The 16,256-nt window shown below is 28.9% G+C and carries 15 protein-coding genes; 8 read left to right on the top strand and 7 right to left on the bottom strand.

The annotated features are described in order from the left end of the window. Window positions 1–27: 27 nt before the first annotated feature. Window positions 28–2,802, bottom strand: a complete 2,775-nt coding sequence (gene polA, locus E5R92_RS05355; RefSeq protein ID WP_168607059.1) for a DNA polymerase I — start codon at window positions 2,800–2,802, stop codon at window positions 28–30. Window positions 2,803–2,852: 50 nt separating this feature from the next. On the opposite strand from polA, the gene E5R92_RS05350 reads away from it, so the two are divergent. After that, entirely contained in the window at window positions 2,853–3,782 is a 930-nt protein-coding gene (locus E5R92_RS05350) for an ABC transporter ATP-binding protein (protein WP_168607058.1), read from the top strand. Window positions 3,783–3,814: 32 nt separating this feature from the next. Then, complete coding sequence (locus tag E5R92_RS05345) at window positions 3,815–4,366, top strand: biotin transporter BioY (protein ID WP_168607057.1); 552 nt, start codon at window positions 3,815–3,817, stop codon at window positions 4,364–4,366. On the opposite strand, the gene E5R92_RS05340 is transcribed toward E5R92_RS05345, so the two are convergent. Further along, window positions 4,359–4,922 (bottom strand): ActR/PrrA/RegA family redox response regulator transcription factor, encoded by a 564-nt coding sequence (locus E5R92_RS05340; RefSeq protein ID WP_168607056.1) that lies wholly within the window; start codon window positions 4,920–4,922, stop codon window positions 4,359–4,361. The genes E5R92_RS05345 and E5R92_RS05340 overlap by 8 nt on opposite strands. Window positions 4,923–5,070: 148 nt before the next feature. Between E5R92_RS05340 and E5R92_RS05335 the strand changes: the two genes are divergently transcribed. The 3 genes from E5R92_RS05335 to speB are packed head-to-tail and all read left to right on the top strand — an operon-like array spanning window position 5,071 to window position 8,170. Further along, a complete protein-coding gene (locus E5R92_RS05335) occupies window positions 5,071–6,249 on the top strand; it encodes a type III PLP-dependent enzyme (RefSeq protein WP_168607055.1) in 1,179 nt (392 codons plus the stop codon). After that, the gene (locus tag E5R92_RS05330; protein WP_168607054.1) at window positions 6,249–7,292 is read left to right on the top strand and encodes a 1,9-bis(guanidino)-5-aza-nonane synthase; all 1,044 of its coding nucleotides are present in this window, start codon (window positions 6,249–6,251) and stop codon (window positions 7,290–7,292) included. The genes E5R92_RS05335 and E5R92_RS05330 overlap by 1 nt, the downstream gene beginning before the upstream one ends. Before the next feature lie 2 nt (window positions 7,293–7,294). Continuing rightward, the gene (gene speB / locus E5R92_RS05325; RefSeq protein ID WP_168607053.1) at window positions 7,295–8,170 is read left to right on the top strand and encodes an agmatinase; all 876 of its coding nucleotides are present in this window, start codon (window positions 7,295–7,297) and stop codon (window positions 8,168–8,170) included. Here speB and E5R92_RS05320 read toward each other — a convergent pair. Genes E5R92_RS05320 through E5R92_RS05305 form a run of 4 tightly spaced genes read right to left on the bottom strand, consistent with a single transcriptional unit; the run spans window position 8,167 to window position 11,712 of the window. Then, window positions 8,167–8,721 carry a queuosine precursor transporter gene (locus E5R92_RS05320; protein ID WP_168607052.1) on the bottom strand — a complete coding sequence of 185 codons (555 nt, stop codon included), beginning with the start codon at window positions 8,719–8,721 and terminating at the stop codon, window positions 8,167–8,169. The genes speB and E5R92_RS05320 overlap by 4 nt on opposite strands. Beyond that, window positions 8,721–9,044, bottom strand: coding sequence for a 50S ribosomal protein L28 (gene rpmB / locus E5R92_RS05315; RefSeq protein WP_168607051.1), 324 nt, complete (start codon window positions 9,042–9,044; stop codon window positions 8,721–8,723). The genes E5R92_RS05320 and rpmB overlap by 1 nt, the downstream gene beginning before the upstream one ends. A gap of 53 nt (window positions 9,045–9,097) precedes the next feature. After that, window positions 9,098–10,150, bottom strand: coding sequence for a quinone-dependent dihydroorotate dehydrogenase (locus E5R92_RS05310; RefSeq protein WP_168607050.1), 1,053 nt, complete (start codon window positions 10,148–10,150; stop codon window positions 9,098–9,100). Further along, window positions 10,150–11,712, bottom strand: coding sequence for a lysine--tRNA ligase (locus E5R92_RS05305; RefSeq protein ID WP_229704512.1), 1,563 nt, complete (start codon window positions 11,710–11,712; stop codon window positions 10,150–10,152). The genes E5R92_RS05310 and E5R92_RS05305 overlap by 1 nt, the downstream gene beginning before the upstream one ends. A 90-nt stretch (window positions 11,713–11,802) precedes the next feature. On the opposite strand from E5R92_RS05305, the gene E5R92_RS05300 reads away from it, so the two are divergent. Genes E5R92_RS05300 through E5R92_RS05290 form a run of 3 tightly spaced genes read left to right on the top strand, consistent with a single transcriptional unit; the run spans window position 11,803 to window position 15,363 of the window. Beyond that, complete coding sequence (locus E5R92_RS05300; protein ID WP_168607048.1) at window positions 11,803–13,248, top strand: TrkH family potassium uptake protein; 1,446 nt, start codon at window positions 11,803–11,805, stop codon at window positions 13,246–13,248. A gap of 2 nt (window positions 13,249–13,250) precedes the next feature. Next, window positions 13,251–14,627: an AmpG family muropeptide MFS transporter gene (locus E5R92_RS05295; protein ID WP_168607047.1), complete on the top strand. Its 1,377-nt coding sequence runs from the start codon at window positions 13,251–13,253 to the stop codon at window positions 14,625–14,627. Then, window positions 14,617–15,363 carry a C40 family peptidase gene (locus tag E5R92_RS05290; protein WP_168607046.1) on the top strand — a complete coding sequence of 249 codons (747 nt, stop codon included), beginning with the start codon at window positions 14,617–14,619 and terminating at the stop codon, window positions 15,361–15,363. Before E5R92_RS05295 ends, E5R92_RS05290 begins: the two co-directional genes overlap by 11 nt. Here E5R92_RS05290 and E5R92_RS05285 read toward each other — a convergent pair. Then, window positions 15,360–16,256: a prephenate dehydrogenase gene (locus tag E5R92_RS05285; RefSeq protein ID WP_168607045.1), complete on the bottom strand. Its 897-nt coding sequence runs from the start codon at window positions 16,254–16,256 to the stop codon at window positions 15,360–15,362. The two genes, E5R92_RS05290 and E5R92_RS05285, sit on opposite strands and share 4 nt — an antisense overlap.

Raw genomic sequence — 16,256 nt, 5'->3', positions numbered from 1 at the left:
TGTTCTAATTTAGGCAATGGAGATAAATTAATGAAGTATCCCCCAATTGTCCCCTGTATTCACATCTACCGTCAATGGTGTCGAAAAAGTGTGTAAATCACTTTCTGTAACACTTGTCATTTCATCCTTAATTATTTCAGTTATATTTTTAACTTCTTTTACTGGAACCTCAAAAATTAGTTCATCATGAATTTGTAATAATATTTTTGATTTATTATTTTTAATACTTTTAAATTTTTGATTAAGTCTAATCATTGCAAGTCGCATGATTTCAGATGCTGAACCTTGAATGGGAGCATTAATAGCTGCTCTTTCTTGAAAATTTCTTACATTGAAATTTTTATCATTAATTCCATTAAAGTGAGATCTTCGGCCAAAAATATTATTTACATAGCCACTTTTTCTACAAAACTTAATTGTATTATCCATATAAATTTTTATTTCAGGAAATTTTAAGAAATAAGCATTTAAAAATTCATCTGCTTCGTGATTTGAAACGTTGATTTGTTTTGCAAGTCCGTATTGTGAAATACCATAAATTATCCCAAAATTAATAGCCTTGGCCTTCCTTCTCATATCTTGGTCTACTTTTTTAATATCAACATTAAATACTTGGCTTGCTGTAAGTGAGTGAATATCTTCATTGTTACTAAACGCTTTTTTCAATTCTTTAACTTCTGCCAAGTCAGCTAAAATTCTCATTTCTATCTGGTTATAATCTGCAGATATCAATGTGAACTCTTTTTCTGCTATAAAAGCTTTTCTTATATTCTTTCCATCCTCTGATTTAATGGGAATATTTTGTAGATTTGGATCACTGGAAGCTAATCTTCCTGTTGTTGTTGCTGCCAACAAGAATGAGGTATGCACTCTTTTAGTTATTGGATTAATATGTTCAGGTAAAGCATCTGAATAAGTATTTTTAAGTTTAGATACTTGTCGCCAATCTAAAATTAATTTAGGAAATTCATGCCCTTTAAATGCTAAATCTTCCAATACACTTGCATTTGTGGCAAAGCTTCCTTTTCTAGTTTTTTTAAGTACAGCAATCTTTAAATCATTGTAAATAATTTCACCTAATTGTTTTGGTGAGGCAATATTAAATTCTTTTTTTGAAATTTTAAAAACTTCTTTTTCTAGCTTATTGATCTTTTTTTCAAATTTTTTAGATAATACCTTTAGAAATTTATTATCAATCTTTATTCCTTCAATCTCCATAAATGATAATATCTTAATTAAAGGTTTTTCAAAAATCTCATAAATGTTAGTTAATTTTTCTAATTTTAAATTTTTACTAAATATTTTATATAATCTATAAGTAATATCAGCATCTTCAGCAGCGTACTCCATTGCTTTATCTAGCTCTACATCACTAAAATTTATTTCTTTCTTGCCTGTGCCAACAATTTCTTTAAATGAAATTGTTTTATGCTGTAGATGAATCTCAGACAAGGTATCCATGTTATGTCTATTTTTTCCAGCATCTAATACATAAGACATCAACATTGTGTCTTCCATTGAATTCATATTTATTCCCTGTTTAAACAGGACAATAAAATCAAACTTAATATTTTGACCAATCTTTTTTACACTCTTATCTTCTAAAAGTGGTTTTAGTTTTTTAATTACAGCTTCTTTTTTCAAACATCCTTTAAATTTATGACCAATTGGAATGTAACAAGCCTTACCAATTTTAGTACTTAATGAGATTCCTACTAGATCAGCCTGATGTGCATCTAATGAACTAGTTTCAGTATCAATTGCTAGTTCTCCAGCTTCTTCTGCTTCGTTAATCCACTCATCTATTTCTTTTTCATTAGTGATGAGATGATAATTTTTTTTATTTATATTTTGTTGTTTTTTTTCAGGTTTTGTCTCTTTTATGATTTCTCCTAGCTCAGGTTCTCCATATGCAGAAATGACAGAGCTAAGTAGCCTATTAAACTCCATTTCTCTTAAAAATTTATATAGCATATCTTTATCAATCCCCTTTAAATGAAATTCTTCTATCTTTCTTTCTACTGGGGCATCCTTCATCAGTGTCACTAATTTTTTACTAATTATCGCTTTATCTTTGTTTTCTATAAGTGTTTCTCTTCGTTTATTTTGTTTTATTTCTTGAGCGTTATCTAATAACTTTTCTAAAGTTCCATACTTATTAATCAGTTCTGCTGCAGTTTTAACCCCTATACCTGGAACTCCAGGAACATTATCACTACTATCTCCAGCTAAAGATTGAACATCAATAACTTTTTCAGGACCAACTCCAAATTTGGTTACTATATCCTCGGGTGTTATGAATTTATTTTTCATTGGATCGAATATACGAACATCTTTTCTATACAGTTGCATCAAGTCTTTATCTGAAGAGACTATTGTTACCTTCGCACCCTTTGCTAAAATTTGCTCTGCATATGTAGCTATTAGATCATCTGCCTCATAATTTGGAAGATCTACAGATGGTAAATTAAAAGCAACCACAGACTTTCTTATATATTCAAACTGTGGTGCCAAATCATCTGGGGCTTCTGATCTATTAGCTTTGTAGTCTGAATAAATTTCATTTCTAAAAGTTTTTCTAGCTGCATCAAATATTACAGCAAAGTGGGTGGGTTTTTGAAGATTTTCATTTGATTTTGAATCCTCCAATAGTTTAAATAGCATACTACAAAATCCACTAACTGCACCAACTGGAAGACCATCACTTTTTCTAGTTAGGGGTGGCAATGCGTAATAAGCTCTAAAAATATAACCTGAACCATCTATTAAATAAAAATGGTCTGTTTTTTTTATTTTATCCATTAAATAATATTATCTTAATAATTTTAAATACTATAAATGTATTAACACGCATGGAGCAAAAAAATATACTTTCTATTAAAAACTTAAAAAAAATTTATTCAAATAAACAGGCTAGGGACAACCTTGCATTAAATGATTTAAACTTGGACGTGAAAGAAGGAGAAATTTTTGGGCTTCTTGGTCCCAATGGTGCTGGGAAGACGACATTTATAAACATTTTAGCTGGAACAGTGGTAAAAACAGCTGGACAAGTAAATGTCTGGGGTTTTGACTTAGATAAAAATCCAAGACAAGTTAGAGCTTCGGTTGGAATAGTTCCACAAGAAGTAAATCTTGATCCATTTTTTAGCCCAAGAAAATTATTAGAATTACAGGCTGGTCTCTATGGAATTAAAGAAAAAGATAGAATTACAGATACGATACTAAAATTGGTATCCCTAGAAAAACAAGCTGACAGCTATGCTAGAAGTTTATCTGGTGGAATGAAAAGAAGATTACTAGTGGCTAAAGCTCTAGTTCATCAACCACCAATAGTTATTTTAGATGAGCCCACGGCTGGCGTTGATGTTGAGTTAAGACAAAATTTATGGAAAAATGTAAAATTACTCAATGAACTTGGTGTAACCATCATTCTAACAACTCATTATCTTGAGGAGGCTGAGAAAATGTGTGGAAGAATAGCTATATTAAATAAAGGAAATATTGTTGCTCTAGACAGCACTAAGAATTTATTAAATAGAATTCAAACCAAAAAAGTAACTTTTAAAACTGACACAAAGATTAATATTAATGATGATGATCTAGAATCTTTAAAAATAGTTTCACACATAGATAATGAGGTTTGTGTTTCTTATGAAAAAAGTAAAATTAATATAGATGAATTAATTAATTTAATTAAGAAAAATAACGTCAAAATTATAGACATTTCAACTGATGATGGTGATTTAGAGGATGTTTTTTTAAGACTAATAAAAAACTAGATTATCACATTAATAAATAGTAATTTGTAAATATGGATCTATTAAAAACTAATTCAATTCAAAAAGTATTAAAAACATTTATTCTAATTTTTATAGGAACAATGGTTTTAACTATTTCAGCTAAATTAAAAATACCATTTTATCCTGTGCCTATGACAATGCAAACCTTTGTAGTTCTTTTTTTGGGAATTGCTTTTGGATATAAAATTGGCCTGGCATCTGTAGCTGTTTATCTTCTAGAGGGTATTCTAGGAATGCCTGTATTTTCTAACTCACCAGAAAAAGGTGTTGGAATAGTTTATTTTACTGGTCCAACAATGGGATACTTAATTGGATTTTTATTTGCTTCTTTTTTTGCAGGCTATTTAAATTTTAACAAAAACATTTTTATAATTTTTGGAAAATTAATATTTTCTGTTTCTGTAATCTATATATTTGGTGCTATTTGGTTGGGAATTTTAATTGGATGGGACAAGCCAATTCTTCAATTAGGAGTTACACCATTTTTATTAGCTGAATTATTCAAGATTTGTTTATTAACTATATTGGCTAAAAAAATTATTAAATTTAGAAAATTTATCTAGGCGATCTTTTAGATAAAATTCTTTGCAATGTTCTTCTGTGCATTTTAAGTCTTCTAGCAGTTTCAGATACATTTCTATTACATAGTTCAAAAACTCTATGAATGTGCTCCCATTTAACTCTATCAGCTGACATGGGGTTTTCTGGTGGTTCAGCTTTTTTCTCTGGATCGGCTAATAATGCTTTCTCAACATCATCTGCGTCTGCTGGTTTTGCAAGGTAATCAATTGCACCTTCTTTAATCGCAGCTACAGCCGTTGGAATATTTCCATATCCTGTTAACATTATAATTCTACTTCTTGGATTAGAAATTTGAATTTGCTTTACTACTTCAAGCCCATTTCCATCGGCTAGTCTTAGGTCAACAACTGCAAACGCTGGTTTTTTTTCTTTAACAGACAGTATTCCTTTTTGTACACCCTCAGCTTGAAAAACCTCAAACCCTTTTTTTTCCATTGCTCTTGCAAGCCTATCTCTAAAAGGATTGTCATCATCAACGATTAATAAGGATTTATTATCAAAATCACTTAATTTTTTTAAATTAGTTAGTCCAACCATGTTATTAATATGGTGCCTTATCTTATAATTTCAACACCTATTATTTGCTTTACATTAATTAAGTATTGCCTTAATTGCATAATTTATATGAAAGTTTTTATGTATTTAAAAACTTTTTTTTATTAAATTTTTTTTGGGGACATATGAAATGCAAAAATTTAAAACAGTTGATGAGCTTATAAATCAACTAAAACCAGAAAAGCCTATTTATTGTATTAGGAAAAAATCAATACATTCAGCTTCCACTTATTTTAGAAATAAATTTTCAGGCAAAGTGCTATATGCTGTCAAAACCAACTCACATCCTGAGGTTTTAAAAACAATAGTAGAGAGTGGGATAGAAAACTTTGATGTGGCCTCTATTCAAGAAATTAAAGACATAAGAGCGATCTCCCCAGATGCAAAATGTTCATATATGCATACTGTTAAAAGTAGAGAAAATATTAAAGAGGCTTACTTTAATTATAATATTAAAGCTTTTTCTTTAGACACTAAAGATGAATTGATAAAGATTATCGAAGCAACTAATCAAGCAAAAGACCTTGAGTTATTTGTAAGAGTAGCTGTTTCAAATGAACATGCTGAAATAGATTTATCTAAAAAATTTGGAGCATTAATATCTGAAGCAATTGGTTTGTTAAGATTAACAAAGCAATATGCAAAAAAAGTAGGGTTAAGTTTTCATGTAGGGTCTCAATGTATGCATCCAATTTCTTATTCAAAAGGAATTGCAGATATTGGAAATATAATAAGAAAAACAAAAATTATTCCAGATTATATTAATATTGGTGGTGGATTTCCCGCTATATATCCAGATCTTGTACCTCAATCTTTGGACAGTTATTTTGAAGAAATAAAAAAAGGTTTATTAAACTTAAAATTGGAAAAACTTCCTAAAATATTATGTGAACCCGGAAGGGCATTAGTTGCTGAAAGTGGATCAACAATCGTACGAGTAAATCTTAAAAAAAAACAAAAACTTTATATAAATGATGGAACGTATGGAACTCTTTTTGATGCTGGTACACCAAACATAGTTTACCCTTCTCGATTAATTAAAAATGGAAAAATAATATCAAAAAAATTAACTGCTTTTAATTTTTATGGGCCTACTTGTGATAGCATGGACTATATGAAGGGACCTTTTCTACTTCCAAACAATATTAAGGAAAATGATTATATTGAACTAGGTCAGCTTGGGGCCTACGGTCTAACTTTTAGAACTCAATTTAATGGTTTTTATTCTAATGAAATTTATGAAGTGGAAGACGAACCTATAATGACGTTATATGGTAAAGAGAGCAATAAAGGTATATTAGTTGCTTAATGTCAGAAAACAAAAATTTTATTCATAATAGCAAAAAAAGCTTCTTACAAAGTCCAGTTGAACACATCGATATTACTTCGTTTGATGCAAGAAAGATAATTTCCTCAATGGAAAAAATGTCTTTTGTTTCAAGAGAAACAGCGAATGCGGCCAATATTTTTAATGAAATGATTCAAGATAAGGATTGCACAATTTTTTTAACACTTGCTGGGTCAACTTCTGCTGCAGGATGTATGAATATTTATAAAGATTTAGTTAAATATAATATGGTTGATGCAATTATTGCTACAGGAGCTTCAATAGTTGATATGGATTTTTTTGAAGCTTTAGGCTTTAAACATTACCAAGGTTCACAGTTTCAAGATGATACTGAATTAAGAAAAAATTATATAGATAGGATTTATGATACATATATTGATGAAGAAGAATTGCAGGAATGTGATCAAAAAATATGTGAAATAGCAGATACACTTGATCCAAGAAGTTACACATCAAGAGAATTCATCTATGAAATGGGAAAATATTTAAAGAAAAATTCTAAAAAAAAAGATTCTTTGATTGAAACCGCATATGACAATAATGTTCCCATTTTTTGTCCTGCATTTACAGACTCAAGTGCTGGTTTTGGATTGGTCACACACCAAGAAAATAATCCTAAAAATCATATTACAATAGATTCTATTAGAGAGCTTCGTGAATTAACTGAAATAAAGATTCAATCAAAAGGATCTGGCTTATTTATGATTGGTGGAGGAGTACCAAAAAACTTTGTTCAAGATACAGTTATCTGTGCTGAACTTTTAGGAAAAGAGGTTGAGATGCATAAGTATGCAGTACAAATTACAGTAGCAGATTCTAGAGATGGTGCTTGCAGCAGCTCTACATTAAAAGAAGCAAGCTCTTGGGGTAAGGTAGATATTGCAAAAGAACAAATGGTTTTTGCAGAAGCAACTAGTGTCCTTCCTTTGATTGCAAGTGATGCTTATCATAAAGGTGACTGGAAAAATAGAACAAGAAAAAACTTCTCAAAAATATTTAAATAAAATTGAAATATCTTTCTAATAAAAACGGGTTTCTAGGAATTGACAATGATGTTAATTTTAAAGAAAAAGTAGTAGTTGTTCCATTTGGTTTAGAAAAAACTGTAAGCTATGGTGGTGGCACTCGTAATGGCCCTAAAGAAATCATTAAAGCATCACATCAGGTTGAACTATATGATGAAGAATTACACTGTGAGCCTTACAAAAAAATTGGGATTAAAACTTTAAAACCATTTAAAATAGATAAAAATATTAAAAAAGCTCTTAAAAAGATGTCTGATATAAATCAGGAAATATTAGATAAAAAATTATTTCCAATTACTTTTGGTGGGGAGCACTCAATAACACCTGGATGTATTGCTCCATTTGTAAAAAAACACAAAGAAATATGCTTACTACATTTTGATGCACATGCAGATTTAAGAGAGAGTTATAATGGAGAAAAATTTTCTCATGCCTCAGCTATTAGGAGGTGTCTTGATCATAAAAATGTTTCAATAATATCATTTGGGATCAGAAATATATCTCAAAGTGAAATACCATTCTTAAAAAAAAACTCCTCTAGAATTGATATCTTTTGGGCAAAAGATAAAAGTAAATGGGACCTAAAAAAATTTAAAAAAATGATAAAGAATAAAACAGTTTATTTAACATTTGACGTTGATGGTTTGGATTCAAGTATTATGCCTGCAACAGGTACGCCTGAACCAGGTGGACTATTATGGGATGAAACTTTAAATATTATACGGATAGCTGCTAAAAACTCTAATATTGTTGGTGCGGATATAAATGAACTTTCACCTATTAAAGGTTTTAATTCTTACAATTTTCTTGTAGCAAAACTTGCTTATAAAATTTTATCGTACAAATTTTTATACTAAGCTTTTGAGGCTTTAAGAGTTCCTAATAATAATCTAAATGGAATTAACATTGCTAAAGCAACAAATATTTTAACAGCTAAGTCACCTAGAGATAAAGTAAACCATGGTATTCCAGTTGCATAAAATGAGATGGAGAAAAATAAAAATGTGTCAACTGTAGACCCAATTAATGATGAAGTTAATGGAGCAACAAACCATTTCTTTTTTCTTAAATAGTCAAAAATTTGAACATCTAACAACTGTGCAACCATAAATGCTGTACCTGAACCTATAGCAATTCTGATTGAAATTAAGTCTGCAAAATTTGTTGAAAAAAAAAGAGTAAATATAATTCCTATAATAAAACCAACATAAACAATTTTTCTAGCTACAACCTTGCCATAAGATCTATTTGCTAGATCCGTAATTAAAAAAGCAACTGGATAGCTAAAAGCCCCATAAGTTAATATTTTTTCTAAACCATAATGGTTGATTGGAAATTGTACTAAATAATTAGAAGTTAAGACAACAACTCCCATTATAAATGCGAGTAGTATAAAAAACTTTTTCATTAAGCGGATTTACTAGGAGATGCTTTTGGTATCTTTTTAATAAAAGGTGATTTAATTAGTATGCTTTTTTTTAATTTTTTTAGTCTAGGTGAAATATTTTTATTTTTTACAGTCTTTAAGAACTGATCAAAAGTGCCTTTTTTATCTACACATCTAACACCAGCATTGCTAACAGTTAAAGTTAGGCTTCTTTTTAGAATGTCACTTGTAAATTTCGCTTTTTTTAAATTAGGTAAAAATCTTCTTTTAGTCTTATTGTTAGCATGACTAACATTGTGACCTTTCATAGGAATTTTACCAGTTAATTCACATTTCTTAGACATAATATTTAGTGACTATATAAGATGTGTTAATGATCTCGTCAAGTTTATTAGGATCAATTAGTATGCTTCTTTCCTATTATTTCTTTAAAATTCTTAATACCTTCATCAATTAATATTTCTTTAAGCTCTTTTTTTATCTTTACTACAACGTTTGGTCCTTGAAAAACCATTCCTGTATATAATTGAACATAGCTAGCTCCTGCCTGAAATTTTTTATAAGCGCTTTCTCCTGAGTCCACACCTCCTACACCTATAATTTCAATCTTACCTTTAAGCAGTTTATAAAACTTACTTATTAGCTTATTAGCCTCTTCTTCTAGTGGCTTGCCTGATAGCCCACCTTTTTGATGCTTTAAAATATTATTTAATTTTTCTCTATTTTTAGCTGTTGTATTTGAAACAATTATTGCACTAACCTTATGTTTAATTAAAATTTTACTTATTAATTCAATTTGTTCCTCAAAGATATCTGGAGAAATTTTTACTACAATTGGTATTTTTGATTTAAGTTTAACTTTTTCTTTTTCTATTGCATTCAACAATTCATCAAATTTAGTTTCATCATGAAAAGCTCTTAAATTTTCTGTGTTGGGAGAAGAAATGTTAACTGTAATATAATCAGCAATGTCATAAAAGTTTCTAAGTCCAATTAAATAATCATTTAATCTATCTTCACTATCTTTATTGGGGCCTATGTTAATTCCTAATAAACCTTTATGTGAGTTAGATTTAATTCTATGGCTAACATTTTCTGCTCCTAAATTATTAAAACCTAGCCTATTTATAAGGGCCTGATCCTCAACTAACCTAAAAACTCTTGGCTTTGGATTTCCGTATTGTTCAAGTGGTGTAACTGTTCCCACTTCCACAAAACCAAACCCAAGTTTAAACAGTGAATTATAAACTTCGGCATTTTTATCAAACCCAGCAGCCATTCCTATTGGATTATCTATATTTTTACCAAATAAACTAGTCTCAAATATTGGGTCTCCTTTATTTTGATCAGTTATGCTTGGTAATATGTTTAGTTTTAAAGACTTAATTGCTAAATTATGAGCAGTTTCAGGATCAATTTTAAAAATTAGTGATCTTAATTTTGAGAACATTATTTTATTTTTTCTTTAATTAATTCTTTTGTTTCGTTTACTCCAAAAAAACTTATAAAAAATCCCATTCTTGGTCCATTTTCATCTCCAAAAACAACCTCATAAATTAATTTAAACCAATCACGCAAGTTTTCTGTGTAGCCATTTTCTTTTCCCGTTGAATAAATTAATGTCTGAATATCCTCAGGCAACATCTTATCATTGCAACCACCAAGAGACTTAACCAGTGCTTCTAATGCAACTTTTTCACTTGCGTTAGGGGTTTTGTATTTTTTTTTCAATTTTATTACATCATTAAAATACTTAATCGCATAACCAATTAGATTATCAAAAATTGGGTGTTCTTTTTCTAAAAGATTTTTTTTATATTTTTTTACAAACTTCCAAAGTAACTCCTTAGAATCTGCATTGCTGGTTTCTACTAAATTTAATAGCATTGAAAAGCTCATAATAGTATCTTCTTTAGGAATTAATCCATTATGTACATGCCAAACTGGATTCATTAATAATTGCAGCTCATTTTGATTTTTAGCTTTCTCTATAAGGTCCAAGTATTCGTCAACTGTTTTAGGAACTATTTCTTTATATAGTTTTTTTGCTCTTTTTGGATTTTGATACATGTACAATGAAAGACTCTCAGGTGATGCATACTCCAACCACTGATCAATCGTAATTCCATTTCCTTTTGATTTAGATATTTTTTCTCCTCTTTCATCTAAAAAAAGCTCATAAGCAAACCCAGATGGGTTTGTTTTTCCAATTAACTTGATTATTCTTGATGATAGTATTGCACTTTCAATTAGATCTTTTCCATACATTTCAAAATCTACATCAAGGGCATACCATCTCATTGCCCAATCTACTTTCCATTGTAATTTACAATTTCCATCTAAGATACTTACCTCAAGTTTTTTTCCATTATTATCAAATATAATTTTAGATTTTTCTTTTAGTATTTCTAAAACTGGAATTTCTAAAACCTTGCCAGTGTCCGGACTAATTGGTAAAAATGGACTGTAAGTTTTTTGTCTTTCTTTTCCTAGTGTTGGAAGAATTATATCCATAATACCTTGATAATTTTCTAGGATTATCTGTAATGTGGGATTAAAAAAACCACCCTTATAAAGAACTGAAGAACTTTGAAAATTATATTCAAAATTAAATTTATTTAAAAAATCTTTTAACATTTCGTTATTGTGTTCGCCAAAACTTGAAAATTTTTCAAATGGGTCTGGCACTTGAGTTAGAGGCTTATGAAGATTGTTATTTAAGAGCTCTTGATTTGGAACGTTTTCTGGAACTTTTCTAAGACCATCCATATCATCAGAAAAAGTTATGATTTCTGTTGGTGTATCGGTGAGTTGTCTTAGAGCATTAACCATCATCGATGTTCTTGCAACTTCACCAAATGTACCTATATGAGGCAACCCACTTGGACCATAACCAGTTTGTAAAATTATTTTACCTTTTTTAGTAATAAAGGACTTTCTTTCACGCAGTAATTTTTTCGCCTCAACAAAGGGCCATGCGTTAGTTTTATCTAAATTATCTTTTTCAATCACTTTGTTTAATAACAAATATCTTATATTTGGTGTTTTTATTAATTCTTATAGAGTTGAAATTTATTTACCATAAAATAATGTTCTTTCAAAATGTCTAATTATAAAACTGTTTTTTTTACCTTGGGTGTTTTGCAAATTATTCTTGGAATTTCCATGATGATTCCAATTATAGCTCAGTTTATATATTCTGAAGTTGATTCTTCTTTTATTGGAGGCTCTATAATTTCTATAATATTTGGTGTTTTATTTTTTTTAACAAATTTAAATCATGATAAAAAATTAAATTTACAGCAAGCATTCTTATTAACTGCTCTATCTTGGTTAAGCATTGCAATATTTGGCTCTTTACCTTTTATTTTTTCTACTCTTGAACTTTCAATTACAGACTCTTTTTTTGAAAGTATGTCAGGGATTACCACGACAGGGTCAACAATTATTTCCAACTTAGAGGGTGCTCCTAGATCGATACTTTTGTGGCGAGCAATGCTTCAATGGTTAGGTGGAATTGGTATTATTGTAATGGCAATAACCTTAATGCCGATAATGAATGTTGGTGGAATGCAATTATTTAAAATTTCGAGTAACGATTCTTCTGAAAAACTATTACCAAAATCAAAAGAAATTTCACTTAGGCTAATTTATGTTTATTTAGGTCTAACAGTACTTTGTGCATCTACATATAAAATTTTTGGTATGAATATTTTTGATAGCTTAACCCATTCAATGACTACGATAGCAACTGGTGGCTTTTCAAACTACAACGAATCTATTGGATATTTTAATAGTCTACCTATCGAAATATCATCCATGGTTTTCATCATATTGGGGAGTTTACCTTTTATTGCCTATATAAAATTTTTAAATGGAGACAGAAAAATTCTTATCTCTGATGTTCAAATTAAGTCATTTTTAAAAATTATTATTTTTTCAATTATTATACTTTTTATTTATTTACTTTTTCACAACAAAGATTTTTCTCAAATAAATATTAGGACTATTTGTTTTAATGTTATCTCTATATTAAGTGGAACAGGATATGTTACTGGAGAATTTGATGGATGGGGAAACTTTCCACTTATTTTCTTTCTAACTTTAATGTTCATTGGTGGGTGTGCCGGTTCTACAACATGTGGAATTAAAATTTTTAGAATTCAAATTCTGTACATTTTTATTATCAATCAATTAAAGAAGATTATTTATCCAAAAGGCATATTTATAATAAAATATGATAAAAATAATGTCGATGATAAATTTATGGCTTCCATCATTTCTTTTATTTTTCTTTACTTAGTTATATTTTTTTTAATAACTGCATTTTTATCTTTAAGTGGTTTGGATTTTGTTACTTCAATTTCTGGTGCTGCAACCTCAATCTCAAATGTTGGTCCAGGATTAGGCTCTACAATTGGCCCTAATAGCAATTTTTCAAGCTTACCGGAAATATCTAAATGGATTTTAAGTCTTGGAATGATATTGGGTAGGTTAGAATTATTTGCTATACTTGTATTGTTTCTTCCATCATTTTGGAGAAATTAACTATGATTGAAATTAAAAAACAATCCTTATCAGAAACTTTTGCTGTCTACTTTGATAAGAGAATGCTCAGAATATTATTACTAGGTGCTATCTCTGGTTTTCCATGGGTTTTAATTGGGAGTAGTTTAAGTCTATGGCTCAAAGAAGAAGGATTAAGTAGATCAACAATTGGTTGGGCAGGACTAATATTTGCTGTTTATGCTTTTAATTATTTATGGGCACCACTTATTGATAGATTTCAAATACCCTACCTAACAAAAAAACTTGGCCATAGAAGAGGATGGATAGTTTTAATGCAAATTGTAATTTTAGCTTGTCTTGTTACTTGGAGTTTCATTAATCCTACCGAAAACCTTTCGCTACTAATTACAGTTGGTTTAATTATTGCTATAGCGTCAGCCACACAAGATATCACAGTTGATGCTTTAAGAATTGAACAAATAGGCGAACATGAAAGTAAATCAATGGCAGCTGGTGCTGCAATGGCTGTTGTTGGATGGTGGAGTGGATACAAATTAGGTGGTGTAATAGCTTTATTTACTGCAGAATATTTAGAGAATATCGGTGTTAATAATTACTGGCAAATTACATTTTTAATTTTAGGAGTTGTAGTAATTTTGATGAACATAGGTTTGATGTTTGTTCATGAGCCTCTTTTTACTGATAGACAAAATAAACAAAAAGAAACTGATAAACTTATAGAAAGTAAACTTGGATCAAAAAATGTTATAACTAATTTTATAACATGGATAAGCAGCACATTAGGTGGCCCCATAATAAGCTTTTTTAAGAAAAATGGTTTTACAATTGCTATTGGAATTTTAAGCTTTATTTTTTTATTTAAAATTGGTGAAGCCTTTCTTGGACGTATGTCGATAGTTTTTTACAAAGAAATGGGCTTTTCTAAGGGTGATATTGCAATTTACTCTAAAACTTTAGGATGGATAACTACAGTTATGTTTACATTACTGGGAGGACTTTTTGTAATTAGATCTGGTGTTTTAAAAGCAATGTTTGTTGCAGGAATATTAATGGCAGCAACTAACTTATTATTCACAGTCTTGGCGTGGAGTGATAAATCTGAGTTATTATTCGCAGTAGCAGTCATATTTGATGATATAGCAGCAGCATTTGCAACGGTTGCATTTGTAGCATTTATTTCACTACTAGTAGACAGAACATATACCGCAACTCAATACGCGTTACTTGCATCAATAGGGACTGCTGGTAGAACTACACTTGCATCATCATCTGGAGCATTAGTAGATTGGCTTAATGGAGATTGGGGAGTTTTTTTTATCATTACAGCCATCATGGTAATACCTTCTTTGATTTGTTTGTGGTTTATAAAAGATAAATTAAAACTTCGTGAAAAATAATTACTTTTACAAAAAACCATTATCAAATATCTATAAAAAACCCAATGTGGTTTCTGAGGTTACCTCGCAAATTTTGTATGGGGAAAAATTCAAGATTATATCTAAGAATAAAAGTTGGATAAAAATAAAGATTTTATTTGATAATTATGTTGGATACATAAAAAATAAAGATTACACAAAAGATCACAAACCAACCCATAAAATATTTATTCTAAAAGCAAATATTTACAATAAACAAAAAAATAGAACAAAATACTTTTTGCCTTTTGCATCAAGGATTTCCATGATTCATGAAAATAAAAAATTTATAGAGTTTGAAAAAAATAAATGGATTAAAAAAAGTGATATAAAAAAAATTAATCATATAGAAAAAGATTATTTAAAAATATTAAAAATTTTTTTAAATATTAAATATCTATGGGGTGGTAAAAGTTATAAAGGTATAGACTGTTCTGCTATTTTACAATTATTTTTTTACTATAATAATAAATTTTATCCGAGAGATACAAAAGACCAAAAAAAATATTCAGTAAAAAAAAATGTAAATAAAGTTTTTAAAAAAGGTGATATTATTTTTTGGAAAGGCCATGTTGCTGTTTGTATTAACACTCAAAAATTAATTCATGCATATGGTCCTGAAAAGAAAGTTTTGATTATGAATATAACAGAGACAATAAATAGAATTGAAAGAACGGCAAAATTAATAGTAAAAAAAATATCCTCTATAAAATACTAATTTCTTCCAAAGTCTGGCTTATTGATATCTTGTTTTAATTTAATTATTTTTTTTCTAACTTTTTTAGTATTAACTAATTTTTTAATAATAGACTTATTATTTTTAAATTGAATATCTCTTTTAAATGAACGTAAATTTTGAATAAACAGATCAATAACTTTTGAAATATTTTTTTGATTATTAAAAAAAATATCTCTCCACATAATTTCATTAGATGCAGCAATTCTTGAAAAATCTCTCAAACCACCTGCACTAAATTTTATTAATTCATATCTTTGTCGTTTTTCAAAGTCTGTAGCTGTTTTAACCAAATTATATGCAATTAAATGAGGCAAATGACTTGTCATAGAAAAAACCGTATCATGTTTTTTTGAGTCCATAATTGCAACATTTGAACCAATTTTTTTCCAAAACTTGGTAAGTATCAGAAGGTGTTTTCTATTGGTATTTTTTTCTTTTATTAATATGCACCATTTATTAAGAAATAAATCTTTTAATCCATTTTCTGGGCCACTAACTTCTGAACCTGCAATAGGGTGACTGGATGTCCAAAAAATTCCTTTTTTTAATTTTCTTTTAATTAAATCCATAGACTTTTCTTTAGATGACCCAACATCTGTAATGATAGTTTTGGGTAATAAATATCTGTTTATCTTTAAAATTATTTTTTCATATTCTCCTAGTGGAGTGCAAAATATTATCAAATCTAAGTTTGGGATAATTTGCTTTAAATCATTTTTAATTTCACATGGTAATTTTAATTTTTTAATTTTTAAAATATTTGATTTTGATTTTTCATAGACAAATATTTTTTTAGCTATTTTTTTTTCAGATATTGCCCTTAATAATGAAGAACCAATTAAACCACAGCCTATAATTAAAATATTTTTCAT

This window comes from Candidatus Pelagibacter giovannonii (assembly GCF_012276695.1).
In the GTDB taxonomy this organism is placed as follows: Bacteria; Pseudomonadota; Alphaproteobacteria; order Pelagibacterales; family Pelagibacteraceae; genus Pelagibacter; species Pelagibacter giovannonii.
This window is presented reverse-complemented; position numbering and strand designations above follow the sequence as displayed.

Bases quoted from the DNA above. Each gene is read 5' to 3' on its own strand.
- polA (WP_168607059.1), bottom strand. From the start codon at position 2,802: ATGGATAAAATAAAAAAAACAGACCATTTTTATTTAATAGATGGTTCA.
- E5R92_RS05350 (WP_168607058.1), top strand. From the start codon at position 2,853: ATGGAGCAAAAAAATATACTTTCTATTAAAAACTTAAAAAAAATTTAT.
- E5R92_RS05345 (WP_168607057.1), top strand. From the start codon at position 3,815: ATGGATCTATTAAAAACTAATTCAATTCAAAAAGTATTAAAAACATTT.
- E5R92_RS05340 (WP_168607056.1), bottom strand. From the start codon at position 4,922: ATGGTTGGACTAACTAATTTAAAAAAATTAAGTGATTTTGATAATAAA.
- E5R92_RS05335 (WP_168607055.1), top strand. From the start codon at position 5,071: ATGCAAAAATTTAAAACAGTTGATGAGCTTATAAATCAACTAAAACCA.
- E5R92_RS05330 (WP_168607054.1), top strand. From the start codon at position 6,249: ATGTCAGAAAACAAAAATTTTATTCATAATAGCAAAAAAAGCTTCTTA.
- E5R92_RS05320 (WP_168607052.1), bottom strand. From the start codon at position 8,721: ATGAAAAAGTTTTTTATACTACTCGCATTTATAATGGGAGTTGTTGTC.
- rpmB (WP_168607051.1), bottom strand. From the start codon at position 9,044: ATGTCTAAGAAATGTGAATTAACTGGTAAAATTCCTATGAAAGGTCAC.
- E5R92_RS05310 (WP_168607050.1), bottom strand. From the start codon at position 10,150: ATGTTCTCAAAATTAAGATCACTAATTTTTAAAATTGATCCTGAAACT.
- E5R92_RS05300 (WP_168607048.1), top strand. From the start codon at position 11,803: ATGTCTAATTATAAAACTGTTTTTTTTACCTTGGGTGTTTTGCAAATT.
- E5R92_RS05295 (WP_168607047.1), top strand. From the start codon at position 13,251: ATGATTGAAATTAAAAAACAATCCTTATCAGAAACTTTTGCTGTCTAC.
- E5R92_RS05285 (WP_168607045.1), bottom strand. From the start codon at position 16,256: ATGAAAAATATTTTAATTATAGGCTGTGGTTTAATTGGTTCTTCATTA.